This window comes from Variovorax gracilis (assembly GCF_030317115.1).
In the GTDB taxonomy this organism is placed as follows: domain Bacteria; phylum Pseudomonadota; class Gammaproteobacteria; order Burkholderiales; family Burkholderiaceae_C; genus Variovorax; species Variovorax gracilis.
In genome coordinates this window covers 25,953-42,979 of the sequence record NZ_JASZYF010000016.1, presented here as the reverse complement: position 1 = coordinate 42,979, position 17,027 = coordinate 25,953, and the positions used below count along the sequence as shown (strand labels likewise).

Below are 17,027 nucleotides of genomic sequence, written 5' to 3'. Positions count from 1 at the left end.
TTCTCCAGGGTGGGTCACATCAGGAAGGAACACGACGCCTCGGGCGTGCGCGTGTCCATGTTCCGGCCACGGTTCAGGTGGTCGTCGATCTCGGCGGCGGCGCCGATCATTCGGCCGTAGAGGAAGACGGTGAACGCGGCGGCTTCCAGGTCGCGCTCGGTCAGCGCGCCGGCCTTGTAGTCCTTCCACAGCAGCGCCAGCAGCAGGGCCGCGATGACGGCGTCGACGTTGACGCAGAAGACGTAGGGCGTGGCGCCGTTCGCATAGAGCGCCTGCACCAGTTCCAGGTAGTAGGCGTGGAAGACGTTGTAGTCGCCCTGCTGCGCCATGTAGCTGGCGATGAAGCGCTCGCGCGGATCGTGGTTGACCGGCTTGCCCTTGAACACGGGGTGATGCACGCCAGGCAGGGCACGCACCTCGCTGCCCAGTTCCTTTGCCGCGCGCTTGTCGGCCTTGTAGGTCTTGGCGAACGCGGCCGCCATGGCCTTGAGATCGAGTCCGTGCGAGGGGTCGGTCGGATCGGCCAGGCCGCTGGCCTTGAACTGCTCCAGCAGGAAGGCCATGCCTTCGAAGCCATTGCCGCCATGGCTGTAGCCCGTGTGCGTCAGGAACCCGGCCATGGCCTTGTTGATCTGGACGCGGCCCGGCGTCTGAGGGCCGTCCGCCGCGACGGCGCCCTTCGCACCCTGGGCGGAGATGGAGCCCGGGCCGTTGGAGATCAGCAGGCCGATCAGCATCTGCAAGGGGCGCGACTCGTCTTCGCTGGGCTTCTTGCCGGTGATCGCCAGGAAGCACAGGTCGGCCATGGTCCAGTGGCCGAAGCGTTCTTCGCGCCAGATGCCGCAGAGCGACCCCGCCTGATGCCGTTCGCCTGGGATCGACGCGCCGACCATCACGCCGTAGAGGCGCAAATACCACGGCAAGGTTTCGGCGGTGAGCCGGCTGATGCGCTTGCGCACCAGCGGGCCCCAGGCGATCGTCGTGGCGATGGCCGCCAGCAGCGCGTCGCGCGACGGCGGGCCGTCCAGCGCCTGCACGAAGCGCAGGAAGACCGATTCGGCCCCGCGCTGCCGCACCGCTTCCAGCATGGCGGCCGGGCGCGGGTCGTCGGCCTCGTCCGGCGCGGCCATGAAGAGTTCGCGCACTGCCGGGTCGACTTTGAAGTGCTTGAAGTCGAAGCTCTCGTCGTGTCCATCCTTCAGGCCCGATCCGGCGAACAACTCGATCAGCGCGCGGCTGCAGGCGAGCGTGCGACTCACGCGGCGCGGTCCGACGATGGCGACGGCCGCCGCCATCACGGTGTTGGGCGAGTTGCCGGCGTCGCGCGCCGCGTCGGCGGCCACCAGGATCGGATCGCCCACCAGGTTCACCTCGGCAGCGACGGCGATGTCGAGCAGCGCCCGGTCGTTCGGGCCTGCGACCTCGTGCACCAGCGGCAGCGCGAAGTTGGCCTGCAGCGGTTCGAGCGCAAGTTCGAGCACGGACTTGCCATGCACCGATGTCACCTGCGTCTTCGAGTCCATCACTGAGGCGCCCGAGCGGTCCTTCATGTTCTGCCGTGCGATCACGGCACCGACCTGCGCGCCGAGTTCGGCGATCTGCGCCGCATAAGGTTCGGGCGCGGTGACGGGCTCCAGGGCCAGCGCCGCTGGCAGCGCAATACCCTGGTCGTTGGCTATCCACGGCTTGAGGACGAGGCTGCCGCGCGGCGCGAAGTCGGGCTTGGCGCCGCTCAGCTTCATCACGGCGGTCAGCGCAGCAGGAATGTGCGCGATGTTGGTCACCACCGCACCCTTGCGCGAGACGACGGGGTTCTCGGGCGTGTAGAGGCCGTCCACGCCGAAGGCCTCCATGAACCAGCGCTCCTTGTCCTCGGCGCGGTCGCCCGAGCCCGCCATGGCGCCTGCGTGGCCGACGGCGCGGCTGAGCTTGGACTTCCACCGCCCCACCACGCAGGCCACCACGGGCTTGCCGAAATCGAGGTCCTGCTCGTAGTAGCCGCCGGGCTCGGCGTAGAGCACCGCCGCGCGCGAGCGACCGTCGTTGCGGAACGCATGCGCGAAGTCGCGCGCGGCGTAGTGGATGTAGACGTCCTTGCCCGACGAGACCAGCGTGGTCGTGCCCCAGCCTTCGGTGGAGAGGTATTGCGCGATCGTGCTGGTGAAGCCGCCGGAGTTCGAGAAGATGGCCACCGTGCCCTGCAGCAGCGATTCCTCCGGATGGTCGCCACCGAGTGCGCCGCCGATGCGCGTGCGGCTCCACGAGTCGGCCACGCCCAGGCAGTTGCCGCCGATGATGTCGACGCCGCGCTGCTGCGCCATGGCGCGGATCTCGCGTGCATCGTGCACCGCGATCTTCTCGGTGATGATGACGATCTTCTTCAACTCCGGATTCACGCGGATGAGTTCGGCCACGCCGTCGCGCACGCCGGAGGGCGGCAGGTAGACCACGCCGGTGTTGAAGGCGTGGCCGGCATCCAGACCCTCGCGCACGTTGTTGAACACGGGGATGTCGCCGATGGCGGTCTTGAGGGACTGGCCGCTGCGCCCCGGCGAGGTGCCGAAGACCACGTTGCCGCCCGAGAACACATGGCTGGTGGGCGTGACCTGGCGCGACTCGCCGCCCAGGATGTTCAGCACGCAGACGCGGTCGCCGCGCGTGGCCAGGTCCGCGAGCGAATGGATGCCGAGGTAGTACGGCGAAGAGGACGAGGCCCCGTTGGCTTGGTTGTGCATGACGTGGCTCCTCTCAGCGGGTGTTGGCGTGGGGGTTGGAAGTCGCGATGCCCAGGTGCGCGGCGATCTGCGCGCGCCCCTCGGCCTTCATCCATTCGTCGACCTTCTTCGCGTAGTTCACGACCTCGGAGATCGCGCTGTCGAAGCCGAAGAAGCGGTAGGGCACGCCGAGCGCATCGCAGGCCTCGGCCAAGGCCCCGAAGCCGCGCACCAGGTTCGGTCCGCCGCGCCCGACCACCACGTACAGCGGCGTCGGTCCGTGCTCCGAGAAGTGCTCGCGCAGCGCGTCGCCCATCGCACGCAGCGTCTCGTGGATGTCGGTGTTGTTCGATTTGCCGCCGATGATGAACAGCACGTTCGACTGGCGCAGGAAGTGGCGGTAGCAGATCCGCGCCACCTCCTTCATCTTCTCGTAGGGCGGATTTCCGCCGAAGTCCGACGAGATGCTCGCGGCTTCGCCCAGCACTTCGGTCACGAGGCTGTTGGCACCGCCGCCGAAGGTCGGCGCAAGGATCGTGCCTTTTTCGTTGATCACGAACACGTCCGACTGGCCCTGGTGCGTGCGCAGTTCGTTGACTTCCTGTTCGAAGGCGGAGACGTCGGCCGCGAAAAGATGGTCGGGCAGGCCCAGGCGCGCCACGCGCGGGTCGTCGCGGTCGAAGCCGCACTTGAAGTCGCAGGCCACGGGCGTGAGCCGGCCGTTCTTGTCCGGCCGCATCCGGATCGGATTCAGCTCCAGCGTCGTCATGCCGTAGTGATGCATCAGCTCCCACAGCTTGGGCAGGTGCTGGACGAGCGGCGAGATGACTTCGCGCGGCGCGCCGATGTCGGTCAGCGCGTTGGCGATGACGAAGGCCTTCAGGCCCGTGAGCGCATCGAAGGGCACCGTGCGGATGTCGTCCTTGCCCAGTTCCTCGATATCGACGCCGCCCTTGTGCGTGATGGTGATGGTGGGTGCGCGAAAGCGCGTGTCGTCGGTGATCGAAAAGTAGATCTCATGCTCGGCCGGCACGCCCCCTTCGAAGGTCACGCCGTTGGCCTTGGCCGTGGCATTGCCGTGCCGGTGCTCCGCGAAGTACAGGCGCTCCTTCTCGGCGAGCGCGGTCTTCAGGTCGCTGGCCTTGCCGATCAGCCCCGACTTTCCCTTCTTTCCCACGCCGCCCCGAAAGAGCGGCTTGATGAAGACCTGTCCGTGACGCTTGATGAGGTCCTGGATCTGACCTTCGGAGGCATCCGGCCCGAGCACGTCGGAAGTGGGGAACTCCACGTGTTCAAGCAGTTTGGCGCCATGCAGCATGCCGGTGAGTTGCATAAGAAAGCTCCTTTGAAGTTGAGAAAGACAAGGCTCCGCCCGGGCCGGTGCTGTGCAGCACCGGGTCGATGGCGATCAGGGGGTGTGGTTGTGGGCGCCGCCGGCTACTTGGCGACCTTGAGGCCGAAGTCCTCGGCCACCTTGCGATAGCTGCCCACGCTGCGCTTCACGTAGGCATCGAATTCCGGCCCGGTCATCGAGAACGCGTACAAGCCGCGCTCGCTGCGCAGTTGCTCGTAGGGCTTGCTGGCCAGCATCCGGGCGAACACATCGACCCAGGCCTTGTAGTCCGCATCGCTGACCTTCGGGCCGAGGTAGAAGCCGCGAACGATCGGCCACACCAGATCGAACCCTGCCTCGCGGGCCGTCGGCACCTTGGCCAGTTGGCCGGGCAGGCGCTGCTCCGACATCACCGCCAGGACGCGGATCGGTACGCCCGCCGCGAGGCGGGTTGCCGCCTCGGAGGCATCGCCCGTGTACACCTGCACATGGTTGCCCTGAAGCGCCGTCAACGCCTCGCCGCCGCCCTCGAAGGCGACGAGCCGCATGTTGCGATGGTGGACGCCGGCCGCGCGGGCGGTCATCGCGGCCTTGACCCAGTCCTGGCTGCCGAAGGTGCCGCCGGCGCCGAACACGATCCTGGAAGGATCGGCCTTGACGGCTGCCATCAGGTCCCCGAGCGTCTTGAAAGGCGAGCTGTCGGCCACGATCACCACGCCGTAGTCGGCCGCCACGCCCGCGACCCAGCGCACATCGGACGCGTCGTGGGGGCCGAACTTGCCCTGCGCGATGTTCAGCAGCGAGCCGCTGGAGAAGGCCACCAGCGTCTCCGCCTCGGCGGGCCGCTGCGTCACGAAGGCATTGAAGGCGAGAGCACCGATGCCGCCGGGAAGGTAGCTGATGCGCATCGGCGCCTGGATGTACCTGCCTTCGAGCAAGCCGGCCTGCGCGAGCTTGCAGGTCACGTCGAAACCTCCGCCCGGCTTGGCCCCGGCAACGCACAGGGTCTTGTCGAGTTCGAGCGCATGAGCCGGTGCGAGGCCCGCGCTCAGGGCGAACAGGAGCGGCAGCAGGGGTTTCATGGCGTATCGCATCGGGGCATGTCTCTTTGGTGTGGGCCCACTGTATCGAGACGGGGCTTTCAGGCCGCTTTCAGAAAAAGCGGCAAAACCTAGGTGAAAACCCGCGTCATTGCGCGATCGGAAGCTCGATGGACACGACCAGCCCGCGACCGCTCCTGCCGCTCGCCAGCCGCAGGCTTCCGCCATGGCGCTGGGCGATCGAGCGAACGATCGCCAGGCCGAGGCCGGAGCCGGGCAGCGACATGTTGCTGGCCCGGAAGAAGCGTTCGCCGGCACGCGGCAGTTCATCCTCGGGAATGCCCGGGCCGGAATCGCTGACTTCGAGCATGGCGACGGCGTCGTCCCGGCGCACGGCGACGGTGACTTCGCCGCCGCGCGGCGTGTAGCGGATCGCGTTGTGCAACAGGTTGGACAGGGCCTCACGCAGCAGGGCCGCATGCGCGGGCACGTCGAGCTTCTCGCACGCGCTGTCGAAGCCCAGGTCGATGCCGCTGTCGCGCGCCGCAGGCCACCAGTCGCGGGTGCTTTGCCGGGCCAATGCGACCAGGTCGACCGGCTCCAGTTCCAGGTCGACAGCGTCGGTGCGCGCCAGCGACAGCATCTGGTTGGTCTGGCGCACTGCTTCGTCGAGCTGCGTCCTCACGGCCGTCAGCGCGTCTCGCATGCGCTCCGGATCGGGCTCGCGCAGCGCGTAGCCGACCTGCGTCGCCAGCGTGGCGAGCGGCGTGCGCAGTTGATGCGACGCGTCGTCGATGAAGCGCCGGCGAGCTTCCGTGAGCGCGCGATTGCGAACGACGTGGTGGTTGATCGCGTCGACCAGCGGACGAACGTCCGCCGGGATGTCCAGTGCGTCGAGCGGCGCGAGATCCTGCGGCGCCCGCGAGCGCACTTCGTCATGCAAGCGCCGCAGCGGCTTCAGCGCCCAGCCGATGGCGACGGCCAGCAAGGCACTGGCCAGAAGGATCAGCAGCAGGTCGCGCTGCACCGACTGCCACACGAGGCTGCGGGTGAAAGTGGTGCGCGAGCCCAGGGTCTCGGCCACCTGGATGACGACGCGCTGGTCGTGCTTGCTTCCGCCGATGGGCTCGTTGAGCACGCGCGCATAGGTTCCGACGCGCACCGCTTCGTCGAAGTAGCGCGAATCCTCGAAGCGGGGCTGGCCGGTCACCAGGGGGGCAGTGGGCGCCGGCAGGTCTGCATTGCCGATCTCGACCAGCGCGTCCTCCGTCGCAACCCGGTAGTAGACCTGCCCGCTCGCCGTCAGCTCGAAGAATTCGAGCATGCGGTAGGGCAGCTCGACCGACAGGCCACCGCTTTCCGTCGAGATGTTCGCATCGATGGCCTTGATGGCGCCAAGCAGCGAGCGGTCATAGGCCGCATTGGCCGCGTCCAGGGATGTGCGCCAGGTGAGCCAGAGCTCGGCCATGACGAGCAACAGCATGCCGGGCAGCAGGACAAGCAGCAGCTTCCGCCGCAGGCTTGCTCCGTGCCAGGGCGCGAAGGTCATGTGCCGGATTCGAGCACGTACCCGAGGCCGCGCAGCGTGGTGATGCGCACAGGACTCGCCTCCAGGCGCTTGCGCAGTCGATGCACCAGCACTTCGATGGCTTCCGGGCTCACGTCCCGCTCGTCGGAGAAGACACGCTCGAGGATCTCCTGCTTGGACAGCGGCTGGCCGCTGTGCTCGATCAGGGTGCGCAGCACCGCATGTTCGCGCGGCGTCAGCACCAGGCTTTCATGCCCCAGCGCGAACTGCTTGGTGCCGGCGTCGTAGGCCAGTGGCCCGCACGCAAAGCGCGGATGGTCTCCGCCGCGCGCACGGCGGATCAGGGCGATCAGCCGGGCTTCCAGCTCGGCCAGCTCGAACGGCTTGGCGAGGAAGTCGTCGGCGCCCTCGGTGAGGCTGCTCACGCGCTCCATGAGCGAGTCCCGCGCGGTGAGGATGAGGATCGGCATGCGCTGGTCGGCGGCACGAAGGTCTGCGAGCACTTCATGCCCTCCGAGTCCAGGCAAGCCGAGATCGAGGATCAAGGCGTCGTAGCGCGTTTCCTTCACGGCGCGCCGCACCATGCGGCCATCGGCCACCCAATCGACGCGGAAATCGCTCTGCTCCAGCGCGCGGGTCAACCAGGTCGCCAGACCGGCTTCGTCTTCGGCCAACAGGATTCGCATGGCATGAGGGGGATGGATGCGGATGAATCCAGTCTACGACTTCCACTTTCCAGGCCTGCCGGCCGAGCGCGTGGCTTGGTGCGATCGCGGCTGCACCAAGGTGCAATTGCGCTCGATTCCGGCCAAGGCCACTCTTGCGCCCTGCCCGTCACCGCCCAGGGGACACCCTTGCCCCCGTTCCGGTTCGCGCAACCACTTCAGGAGCGACACCATGGCAAAGAAGCCCAGCAGTCCCGTTTCGCGCACGCAAGGCGCAACAGCAGCAGCCCCTGCGAACGGCAGCACCCCTGAAATACTCCCTCGCCCGGACTTCCACTTCCCCGGCGAAGTCGGGCGCACGTACCTCGATTCGGACCCGGCCCGGTTCCCGCAGCCGGTGCAAGCCCCCAAGGGCGCGCCGAACATCGTCCTGATCCTGATCGACGATTGCGGCTTCGGCCAGTACGGCACCTTCGGCGGCGGCATCCCTTCGCCCACGATGGACAAGCTGGCCGCCGAAGGCCTGCGCTACAACCGCTTCCACACGACCGCGCTGTGCAGTCCCACGCGCGCGGCGCTGATCACCGGGCGCAACCACCACTCCACCGCCTTCGCCGGCATCACCGAGCTTGCGACCGGCTACGACGGCTACACCTGCATCCTGCCGCGCAGCTGCGGCACGATGGGTGAAGTGCTGCGGCAGAACGGCTACATGACGGCATGGGTCGGCAAGAACCACAACACGCCGACGTGGGAAACCAGCATGGCCGGGCCCTTCGATCGCTGGGCCAACGGCCTGGGCTTCGACTACTTCTACGGCTTCAACGGTGGCGACATGAACCACTGGAACCCGATCCTGTACCAGAACCGCGATCTGGTGCCGGCCTCGACGGACCCGGACTACCACCTCACCACCGACCTCGCCGACAAGTCCATTGCGTGGGTTCGCCAGGCCAAGAGCATCGCGCCCGACCGGCCCTACTTCCTCTATCTGGCGACCGGCGCGACCCACGCGCCGCACCACACGCCGCAGGAATGGATCGACAGGTTCAAGGGCCAGTTCGATGGCGGCTGGGACAAGTACCGCGAGCAGACCCATGCGAGGCAACTCAAGCTCGGCGTCATTCCGAAGGGCACGAAGCTGACCACGCGCTCCAAGGGCCTGCCGGCATGGAGCTCGCTGAATGCCGACCAGAAGCGCCTCTACGCGCGGATGATGGAAGTCTTCGCGGGCTATGCGGCGCATTGCGACCACGAACTCGGCCGTGTCGTCGAAGCCTGCAAGCAACTGCCCGACGCCGACAACACGCTCTTCATCTATATCGCTGGCGACAACGGCGCCAGCGCCGAGGGCGGGCTCGAGGGGTCGCTCTGCGAGAACCTGTTCTTCAACGGCTTCTCCGAGAAGTGGCAGGACAACATCAAGGCGATCGAAGAGCTGGGCGGGCCGAAGCACTTCAATCACTTCCCGTCCGCGTGGGCCCATGCGATGAACACGCCCTTCCAGTGGACCAAGCAGGTCGCCAGCCACTTCGGCGGCACCCGCAATCCGATGATCATCTCGTGGCCGTCGCGCATCAAGGACAAGGGTGGCTTGCGCGACCAGTTCATCCACACCATCGACATCGTGCCGACGATCTACGAACTCTGCGGCGTCACCGCACCGACCGACCTGAACGGGGTCAGGCAGAAGCCCATCGAAGGCAGGAGCTTTGCCGACACCCTCGGCAGCGCGGATGCCAAGAGCCCGCGCAACACGCAATACTTCGAGCTGGGCTGCAATCGCGGCCTGTATCACGACGGCTGGATGGCCTCTTCGCCATCGTTCGTCCCGTGGGACCCGAACCGCCAGGAGTGGGACCCGGACAAGGCGCCTTGGGAGCTCTACAACATCGAGGAAGACTTCTCCCAGGCCAACGACCTTGCCAGGAAGCACCCGGACATGCTGCGCAAGCTGCAGGACCTCTGGTGGGTGGAGGCCGCCAAGTACAACGTGCTGCCACTCGATTGGCGCGCCACCATCCGGATGAATGCCGAACTCATGGGGCGGCCCAGCCTCATTGCCGGACGCACCCGCATGACCTACTACCCCGGCACCATCGGCCTGCCCGACGCTGCATCCCCCGCGATGTGCAACAAGTCATGGACCATCACGGCGGACATCGAGGTGCCCGAGGGGAAGGCCGAAGGAATGATCGTGACGCACGGCGGCCTCGAAGGCGGCTACGGCCTGTACCTGCGCGAAGGCAAGCCGACCTTCGTCTACAACTACCTCAGCATCGACCGGCCCACGTTCACCGCGAAGAACCCGCTGCCCAAGGGCCGGAACAAGCTGGTGGTCGCCTTCAAGTACGACGGCGGCGGCATGGGCAAGGGCGGCACCTTCACCATGAGTGCCAACGGCAGGAAGATCGCGGAGGGCCGGCTGGAGCGCACCATCCCGATCCAGTTCTCCCTTGGCGAGGGGCTGGACGTGGGCATGGACATCGGCTCGCCGATCGACTTCACCTACAAGATGCCTTTCGCCTTCACGGGCACCATCGACAAGGTGACCGTCGAACTGGGACCACTGGCTGTCGCGACGGGCAAGCCGGCTCGCGCGCGATAGGTCACGGGCGCTCGAGGGCGCTCATTCCTCGGCCTCCACGTAATAGGTCAGGATCGGCTCGGCCTTGCCCTTGACCATGGCTGGCGGCATCGGCCGCAGGCGGAACTGGCCATCGAGCGTGCGGCGGATGTCCTCCGTGACGAGCAGGTCGACTTCGTACTTGCTCGTCAGCCCCTCGACCCGCGAGGCGACGTTGATCGGGTCGCCCGTCACGCTGAACTTCGACAGGCCGGCGGTGCCGATCACGCCCGCCACCACCTCCCCGCCGTGGATGCCGATGCCGAAGCGCAGCTCAGGCAGGCCCTTCTCCCGCAGCGTGGCGTTGTAGCGTGCCAGTTCCGATCGCATTTCCAGCGCGGCCATCACGGCGTCGCGCGCCTGCCAGGGGTTGGACTCCATGGCGCCGAACAGTGCCAGCAAGCCGTCGCCCACGAACTCGGTGACGTGGCCGTGATGCCGGGTGATGGCCACCGTCATGTGGCGGAAGTAGTCGTTCAGGATGCTCACCGTGACGGCCGGGTCGAGCCGGTCGCACAACGCGGTGAAGCCGCGCAGATCGGCAAACAGCATCGTCACCTGGCGTCGCTCCGGCCTGAAGGCGTCACCGGCATGGGTGAGCCTCTCCACCACGTCGGCCGGCACGAAGCGCTCGAACTGGCGTTGCAGTCGCTCCAGCTTGTCATCGGCGGCCAGCAGCAGCTTCTCGAGCTGGTCGTTCTGGCGGCGGCCACGCAGGACCAGCACGGCCAGTCCCGACAGGCCGATGGCGCCGATCGCGGCGAGGACCCAGGTCAGCGCCGTCACTCCACCAACATGGCCAGTCGAACCGTTCCGTTCGCCAGCGATGCCACGCCGATGGCTTCCAGCAGGGCATCGTCGCCCAGCGCGGCACCGAGGGTGCGCGTCTTTTGCTGGATCGACGAAGGTTCGTAGTACACCGTGTCGCGCGTCCACGCCAGCAGGCCGGCTTCTCGTTGCGCCAATCGGGGGCAGCGAAGCGTTGCCAGGGCGTTTTCGATTTCCGTGGCACTCAGGCCCTCTTCGAGCAACAGTCGGGTCGCGGCGCCTTCGCAATGCGGGCAGCCGAGCGTGCGCGCGACCACGGCGAACATCAGCGCCTTCACGCAGCGGCTCAGGACACCGGACTCGAACGCGCCGTCGAGCGCCGCCTTCATGACCCGGCCCGCCCGCAAGCCCGCAAGCGGCTCCAGCACGACGCCGAAGGGACCGGCGGCCAGCGCGGCGCGATCCAGCGACGCTTCCACCGGCCTGCCCGGAGTGAGCTTCTTCATCAGCGGCATCGCGAGCGCGAGCAGCCAACGGAACGGGCCGCTGGCCATGCGCTCGAACTTCTGCTCCGGCGGGCAAGCGAGCAAGGTGCTGACGCGGTTGTAGAAGCACCCGAACGAGATCGCGTAGGCGATCTCGCCGATCTGCGCCGGGGTGTAGCCGCTTTGGAGCAGGGCGGCACGCTCGGCCGCGGCAGGGCGTGGCCTCGACCGGGCCAGGCTGCGACAGAAGGCGATGTACGCGCGCTCCTTGTCGTCCAGCTCGGCCATCTGCGCGTCGCGTTCGACTTGCTGGATGAAGGACTCGGAATAGCCCAGCACCTTCATGTACGCGCGGTTTGCGCCATAGCAGTAGCGGCACGAATTCTCCTGCGCCGTCACCATGTTGCCGATGCGGTGCAGTCGCTCCGGCAGGGCGGCCGGTATGTAGTTCGTCGCTTCGTAGGCGGCCTCGCGCAGCCAGCGGCTGGGTGCGACCCGGCGGTCGACGTCCAGCACCTGGGCGCCGCGGCGCTTGAGTTCGGCTTCCCACTGCGCATCGTGCGCGGCCGGCAGGACCGGGTCGCTCCACTGGATCTCGCTCAGCAATACAGCCATTGGCACTCCAACCGAAATGGGACGCGGCGTTGGCACGCGACAGTTTCGCCCGTGCCTGCATGTCGACTGCATTCTGCCTTCCACGTGGTCACTTGAACTCCTATCGCTCGGCTGGCTCGCCGGCTAGCACGAATCGATTTCATCCGCAAGACGAATCCGCGTGATGTGGTCCGGTTCGCCGACGCTTACGGTCCTCATCGTGGTTCTTTTTGGTAACTATTACAACGGAGGGTGCGATGAAGATTTTTGCGGTTTCTTCGGTTTCAGTGGCGTGCGCGATGCTCGTGGCTGCGTGCGGAGGAGGAGGCGGCGGCGGGATTCCGGTGGGCGTGTTGGCAGGGAGCGGCACGACGCCGCCGCCGGCGACCAGCACCAAGGTGGACGTCAAGGTGGTGGACGGCGCGATCTCCAACGCGTCTGTCTTTCTCGACCTGAACGAGAACGGCGTGCTGGACTCGGGCGAGCCGACCGCCAAGACCAATAGCTCGGGCGTGGCCACGCTGGACGTCCCGAATGCAAGCGTGGGCAAGGCTCCCGTCGTGGCATTGGTCGGCACCGATGCAGTCGATGCGGACACCGGCCCGGTGCCGGTGGCCTTCAAGCTGACGGCGCCGAAGGACAGCACCGGAGTGGTCAGCCCGCTGACCACCATCGTCCAGTACATGGTCAAGGCCAACGGCACGTCGACGGCGGACGCCGCGGCAGCGGCACAGGCGCAAGCCGGGCTGAGCGTGTCGATGCTGGCGGACTTCACCACCGACACGAGCGCCGGCGGCAAGGTGGCCGCCAGCGCCGCGAGACTGTTCGTGGTCTCGGTTCAGCAGTACACGAGCACACTGTCCCCGGCCGCCGGAAACCCCGACCTCACGGGTGCGGCGATGACCCAGGGCGACATCGACAAGGCGATCATTGACAAGGCGGTCGAATCCTTCCCGGCGCTCGTGGAAGTCGCGAAGAGCCCCGAACTGCAGGCGGCCTGCGCGTCCTTGAGCGCCGATACCTGCAAGACCCAGGTGGCAGCCCGGGCGGCGGAGGTCAATGCGGACAGCGGTCTCACGGCAGGCTCGCTTCCGCTTGTCGTCGCGGCCGCACGCGCACCCGCCGAGGCCCCCACGCCGTCTGCGGGAGCCTCATTGAGCTTCATGAACTTCGGCGACGCGAGCAACTGGTACTACCGCGTGTTCATGGCGTCGGCCGAGGAGAACACGCCGGACTCCAGCGGCAATACGCGCTATCGCGGCTATTCGCGGGCGATGACGGCCGGCGTCTTCTATGAATGGGCCACAGGCGGCGCCTATTCGAGGCGAAACGACCAGCACTGGAACGGCAGCGCGTGGGTCACCTGCCCGGTCGGCCTGCAAAACGTGCAATCCGCGCGCGACGCGAACGGCCGCACGGCCAACAACAACTACTGCGACGGCCTCGAATTCAGTTCGTCACAGCGCTCGGAGGTCGACATCTCCGATCGCAAGATCGCGGACATCGTCGCCGTGATCCAGGCCAGTCTTCCCAACTACGCAAGCTGGGGCTCACCCCCCGCGGGATACACGGGCGGTGGAACGGCCAACTATGGCTCGGCGGTCTTTCCCGCCAAGTCGAAGCTGCTGACCCAGAGCACCACGTCCACTCAAAGCGCCTACGCCTTCGATGTCACGTCACCGCTCATCGGCTACTCCGACCCGATCTCGGCCGGGGACGACGCGCGCGCCAACGCCGGCTCGGTCTGCCTGAGCGCGGAGGCGAACACCTCGCCGACCATCGCGGTCACCAGCATGGAGACCATGCTCGCCCGGTTCAAGGGCACGCCTTGCGTCTACAGCCAGGGGACCATCAACGGTGTCGCGGGGCCGGACCCCAATGAATGGTGGGGCAACAGCACGTTGAGCGTGGGCTTCATCGGGACTGCGCCGGTCCTTGCCAATCCGACGACCTACATGACGGGCAACACGTACGTCAGGTTTGCCTTCACGGGTGGCAATGCGGTCACGTACTACACCTGTCCGCAGCGGCAGGTGAACGGATCGCCCCGCAACTGCACGGCGGTGGGCACCGGGACGTACACCATCGTCACGCTGGGTGACGCCAGGGTGCTGACGCTGTCGAATCCGCCGGCGATTGCGGCATCGTTCGACTACGAGCGCGTCATGGTGGAGCGCGGTGGCCAGATCTACTACGGCTACAAGTCCAAGCAGCGCACGACCTACACGACGCGCTTGAACCTGCCGGCCGCCAATGCCGTGTTCACGCAACTCGGGATTCCGACCATCACGCCTTGACGGGCGACCGACGCAAGCCGCAGTTGTCCCGCAGAGGGCCTGCGGCTTCGTCGTTCGTGCAGAACTCCACCGCCGCGTGCACGCGGCCATGGCGACCGCCAGATCGATGCAACAGGCTGATCAGGCCTGATGTCGTGACGCCCGCAGCGGACGGTCCGCAGGCGCTTGGCGTCAGAATGAGCGCCTCATGGCTCGAATGATCCGGTGACTCCGACACCTGCCCCATGATCATCCGCCCGCGCCCCAACTGGCTGCGCATGCTGTTCGTCTGGCGCGGCTCGGTGCTGCCCGTCATCGCGCCGCAGTTGCTGGCGACCACCGCCTTCGCGATCCTCGTCACCGTGCTGCATGGGCGCCTGTTCGCGTGGAAGATCCCGCTCAACTTCGTGCCCTTCTCGCTCATCGGCCTGACGCTGGCCATCTTCCTGGGCTTCCGCAACAGCACGAGCTATGCGCGCTACTGGGAGGCACGCACGCTGTGGGGCACGCTGCTCAACGAGACGCGCACGCTGGTGCGGCAGGCGCTGACGCTGGCCGATTCACCCTCGTCGGATGCGCAAAGGCTGACAGCGCGCCTGGTCGCTTTCGTCCATGCCTTGCGCCACCAGTTGCGCATGACGGACCCGGCTGCCGATTTCGAGCGATTGCTTTCGGCAGAGGAGTGTTCGCGACTGCAGGCCGCGCGCTACAAGCCGGCGATGCTGCTGCTCATGGCAGGCGAATGGTTGCGGGACCGCCGCGAGGCAGGGCAGTTGTCACCGCCGCTGGCCCAGGCCATGGAAGTGCCGCTCGGCCGCCTGACCGAAGCCCTGGGCGGCTGCGAGCGCATTGCCGGCACGCCCATTCCGTTCACATACGCCGTCATCATCCATCGCACGATCTACCTGTACTGCGTGCTGCTGCCCTTCGGGCTGGTCGACTCGATCGGGCCCATGACCCCGGTGATCGTCGCGTTCATCGCCTACACCTTCTTCGCGCTCGAAGCACTGGGCGCGGAGATCGAGGAGCCCTTCGGCACCCAGCCCAACGACCTCGCGCTCGATGCGATGTCGGCCATGATCGAGGCGACGCTGCGCGAGATGATGGGTGAACCCCAACCGCCACAGGTGGACGCCGGGCCGACCGGGTACATCCAGACCTGAACCCGGGACTCACTTGAGGATGTAGCTGGCCAGCACGCTCTGCACCTCGTAGATGCTGAGCTTCTTGTTGAACTGCTTCTGGATGGGAGCGGCGGTGCCGGAGATCCAGATCTTCAGTTCCGCATCGAGATCGAAGGTGCCGCCCGTCTCGATGCTGAAGTGCGTGATGCTCTTGTAGGGAATGGAGTGGTACTCGACCTTGCTACCCCGTATACCCTGCTTGTCGACGAGGACGAATCGCTTGTCGGTGAACACGAAGTAGTCGCGGATCAGCTGGTACGCATGCTCGACCCGCTCTCCCGGCGCCAGGATCCGGCTGAACTCCTGTTGAATCTTTGCCGCGTCGATCTTGGCTGCATTGCCAAGCATTCCGTCAATCAGGCCCACGATATTCCTTCCGGTCTCGCAATGAGGCGGCTACTTTAGCCCGTCCGAACCACGTTCGTCGGACGGCGAACACGCTCACTGCGTGCACTCGCCCCTCTCAACTTCGAGCGCCGACAGCGACGGCCGCCGGATTCGCGAAGGCCCGGCCGATCTCCAGCGTCACGTTCAGGAAGCGGTCGATGTCCTCGACGGAATGGCAGTGCAACGGCGACACGCGCACTGCCCCTTCGAGTCCGAAGGAATGAAGCATTCGCCGGGAGTACAGGCTGCTCGCCACGCGCTCGTAGACGATGACCCCGCGCTTCTCGTATTCGCGAACGGCCTGTGCGTGCTCCAGGTTCTCGATTCCGACGGCGAGGATCAGGTCACGCTTCCGCAGGTCCTCGTAGTCCAGGAACACGTTCACGTTGTCCATCCGCCGCAGGCCGGGAGCGGCCTCGCTGCCATCGAGCATGCGTGCCAGGAGGGCGCGCTCGTGCAACTCGATGCTGCGAATGCCCCGCGAGAAAAGCGCCCGCCGATCACCGCCTTCCTCGACCTGGCTGCCGAGCCAGCAAACGTAGTTCACGATCTCCGTGACCACGGCGAACTGCCAGGGGGCGGCGCTGCCCAGATCCCAGAAGTCCTTCTTCTTGCCCGCCAGCTTGTGATGCGGCAGCACGGAGGCGCGCTCCGACAGCCACGACATGCCCGATCCCCTGCATCCGAAGAACTTGTAGGGCGCGATGTTGATGGCGTCCACCGGCGTCGCCTGCAGGTCGATCAGGCCATGCGGCGCGTGCTGCACCGCATCCACCACGATGTAGAGCTCCGGCTTGATGGCGCGCGCCTGCTTCACGATTTCCGCGATGTCGAGCTTGGCACCCGAGATGTTCGATGCATAGATCACGCTCAGCACGGAGGTGTCCTGGTCGATCAGGCTGACGATGTCCTGCACGTCGATACCGCCCGTGACCGCGTTCGACCTGGCGACCCGCAGTTCCTTTCCGGTCCGCTCGGCGTAGAGGGACATGGCATCGAAGGACGACGGATGCTCCAGCACCGTGGTCACCATGTTCGTGCCCGGTATGTGCTCGGCGATGGCACGGACCATGTCGAACATGCCTCCCGATGCGGTCAGTGACGCGTAGACGCTCCCGCCTTGCGCGTTGAGGATCGTGCGCAGGTCCTCCGTGCCCTTGGCCTGCACTTCCTGCAGGTAGATCGCCAGCTCGTGGATTCGCTCGGGGCAATCGGGCAATGCGTCGATGCGGGCGAACTGATCGACTGCCGCCTTCAGCCGGAAGGAGCCTCCCGCGTTGTCGAAGAAAAGGCGCTCGCGTCCGTTCATGTCGTGGTCGACGTAGTGGAAGCGGCTCTTGATCTCCTTCTGCAGTGCGTCGGAGAAGAGTTGACCTCGGTCGGTGTTCATTGCTGGGTGCTCCTGGGGCGATGAAGGAATTGTCGAA

Annotated in this window: 12 protein-coding genes; 3 read left to right on the top strand and 9 right to left on the bottom strand. The window is 66.5% G+C overall.

Translation table 11 applies throughout. The annotated features are described in order from the left end of the window. Nucleotides 1-14 precede the first annotated feature (14 nt). From QTH97_RS24655 to QTH97_RS24635, 5 genes are all read right to left on the bottom strand, one after another. Complete coding sequence (locus tag QTH97_RS24655) at nt 15-2,735, bottom strand: CoA-binding protein (protein WP_286571125.1); 2,721 nt, start codon at nt 2,733-2,735, stop codon at nt 15-17. A gap of 13 nt (nt 2,736-2,748) precedes the next feature. Further along, nucleotides 2,749-4,047, bottom strand: a complete 1,299-nt coding sequence (locus tag QTH97_RS24650) for an ATP citrate lyase citrate-binding domain-containing protein (RefSeq protein ID WP_286571123.1) — start codon at nt 4,045-4,047, stop codon at nt 2,749-2,751. A 104-nt stretch (nt 4,048-4,151) separates the two neighbouring features. Next, nucleotides 4,152-5,129 carry a Bug family tripartite tricarboxylate transporter substrate binding protein gene (locus QTH97_RS24645; protein WP_286571122.1) on the bottom strand — a complete coding sequence of 326 codons (978 nt, stop codon included), beginning with the start codon at nt 5,127-5,129 and terminating at the stop codon, nt 4,152-4,154. 106 nt (nt 5,130-5,235) lie between these two features. Further along, entirely contained in the window at nt 5,236-6,636 is a 1,401-nt protein-coding gene (locus tag QTH97_RS24640) for a sensor histidine kinase (protein ID WP_286571121.1), read from the bottom strand. Then, a complete protein-coding gene (locus QTH97_RS24635) occupies nt 6,633-7,301 on the bottom strand; it encodes a response regulator (RefSeq protein ID WP_286571120.1) in 669 nt (222 codons plus the stop codon). The genes QTH97_RS24640 and QTH97_RS24635 overlap by 4 nt, the downstream gene beginning before the upstream one ends. A 211-nt stretch (nt 7,302-7,512) precedes the next feature. Between QTH97_RS24635 and QTH97_RS24630 the strand changes: the two genes are divergently transcribed. Beyond that, entirely contained in the window at nt 7,513-9,888 is a 2,376-nt protein-coding gene (locus tag QTH97_RS24630) for an arylsulfatase (protein ID WP_286571119.1), read from the top strand. A 21-nt stretch (nt 9,889-9,909) separates the two neighbouring features. Here QTH97_RS24630 and QTH97_RS24625 read toward each other — a convergent pair whose 3' ends face one another. Both QTH97_RS24625 and QTH97_RS24620 read right to left on the bottom strand, forming a co-directional pair. Next, nucleotides 9,910-10,692: an adenylate/guanylate cyclase domain-containing protein gene (locus tag QTH97_RS24625; protein ID WP_286571118.1), complete on the bottom strand. Its 783-nt coding sequence runs from the start codon at nt 10,690-10,692 to the stop codon at nt 9,910-9,912. Then, nucleotides 10,689-11,774, bottom strand: a complete 1,086-nt coding sequence (locus QTH97_RS24620; RefSeq protein WP_286571117.1) for a carboxymuconolactone decarboxylase family protein — start codon at nt 11,772-11,774, stop codon at nt 10,689-10,691. The genes QTH97_RS24625 and QTH97_RS24620 overlap by 4 nt, the downstream gene beginning before the upstream one ends. A gap of 236 nt (nt 11,775-12,010) precedes the next feature. On the opposite strand from QTH97_RS24620, the gene QTH97_RS24615 reads away from it, so the two are divergent. Together QTH97_RS24615 and QTH97_RS24610 are read left to right on the top strand one after the other, a co-directional pair. Further along, nucleotides 12,011-14,050, top strand: a complete 2,040-nt coding sequence (locus QTH97_RS24615) for a hypothetical protein (RefSeq protein ID WP_286571116.1) — start codon at nt 12,011-12,013, stop codon at nt 14,048-14,050. 224 nt (nt 14,051-14,274) lie between these two features. Then, nucleotides 14,275-15,192, top strand: a complete 918-nt coding sequence (locus QTH97_RS24610) for a bestrophin family protein (RefSeq protein WP_286571115.1) — start codon at nt 14,275-14,277, stop codon at nt 15,190-15,192. Nucleotides 15,193-15,201: 9 nt separating this feature from the next. On the opposite strand, the gene QTH97_RS24605 is transcribed toward QTH97_RS24610, so the two are convergent. Both QTH97_RS24605 and QTH97_RS24600 read right to left on the bottom strand, forming a co-directional pair. Beyond that, nucleotides 15,202-15,579, bottom strand: a complete 378-nt coding sequence (locus QTH97_RS24605; protein ID WP_353655651.1) for a PH domain-containing protein — start codon at nt 15,577-15,579, stop codon at nt 15,202-15,204. A 97-nt stretch (nt 15,580-15,676) separates the two neighbouring features. Then, nucleotides 15,677-16,990: an aminotransferase class V-fold PLP-dependent enzyme gene (locus QTH97_RS24600; protein WP_286571112.1), complete on the bottom strand. Its 1,314-nt coding sequence runs from the start codon at nt 16,988-16,990 to the stop codon at nt 15,677-15,679. Nucleotides 16,991-17,027: the final 37 nt, after the last annotated feature.